The following is a 943-nucleotide window of genomic DNA, read 5'->3' as shown; positions in this document are numbered from 1 at the left end:
TTAAAACATAAAATTTTGATCGGCATTCTTTACGGCTGCGGATTGCGATGTATGGAGGTTAGAAATCTGCGTTTATGCGACTTAGATTTTGATCGAAAACAGTTGAAAGTGGTTCAAGGAAAAGGGAAAAAAGACCGTTATTTGCCACTTTCTGAGCATTTAATTCGGGGATTAAAAAAATATATCGAAGCTGAAAAACCGGAAGATTATCTCTTTGGAGAACCTCGTGGAAACCGTGCCGGCGGAGAGTTTGATTCCCGCTACTCACAACGAGGCGTTCAGTGGGCGGTAAAACAGGCATCAAGAGCAGCAAAAATATTGAAAGAAGTGAGTGTCCATACGCTTCGGCACAGTTTTGCGACGCATCTTCTGGAAGATGGGATGGATATTTTGAGCATCAAAAATCTCCTCGGTCACGAAAGTATTGATACGACGTTGATTTATCTCCAAATTGCACAACTTTCCACACAAAAACTCTTCTCTCCGCTCGATACCCTTTTTTCAGAATTTGGGAAAAAATGAGCGGTTTAAAAACCTCAAAAAAACAGTCAGTTCAACCTCAATCTCAACCTCAATATGAAGTCGCCGATGTTTTAAATATTTTAGGTTCAAAATTGGAAGATTTAGGATTAAATTCCTGGCAGTTAAGAACTTTATTTGCCTTAAAAAAGTGCAGAACTTCGGCTTTGGGAGGTCATATCGATGCTTGTGATGAATGTGGAAATGTAAGCATCAGTTACAACTCCTGCCGAAACCGTCATTGCCCGAAATGCCAAGGACGGAACCGAGAAGATTGGATACAAACACGGGAAACCGAACTGCTTCCTGTGCCTTATTTCCACGTAGTTTTTACGCTTCCGGAAGTATTGAACAAAACCGCACTTCACGAGCCCAAGATGTTGTATGATTTTTTATTTGAATCTGCCTGGGAAACGCTTCAAAC

At 40.9% G+C, this 943-nt stretch carries 2 protein-coding genes; both read left to right on the top strand.

From position 1 onward, the window contains the following. Positions 1–522, top strand: a 522-nt coding sequence (locus QWT87_RS21030; protein ID WP_302718690.1) for a tyrosine-type recombinase/integrase, incomplete at its 5' end; no start/stop codon positions are given. Continuing rightward, a partial coding sequence (locus QWT87_RS21025; RefSeq protein ID WP_302718688.1) for an IS91 family transposase occupies positions 519–943 on the top strand: 425 nt, incomplete at its 3' end. The genes QWT87_RS21030 and QWT87_RS21025, both read left to right, overlap by 4 nt.

It is taken from the genome of Chryseobacterium urinae, from assembly GCF_030518295.1.
Classification (GTDB): domain Bacteria; phylum Bacteroidota; class Bacteroidia; order Flavobacteriales; family Weeksellaceae; genus Chryseobacterium; species Chryseobacterium mucoviscidosis.
The sequence above is the reverse complement of the archived record's forward strand: the minus strand, read 5'-3'. Positions and strand labels throughout refer to the sequence as shown.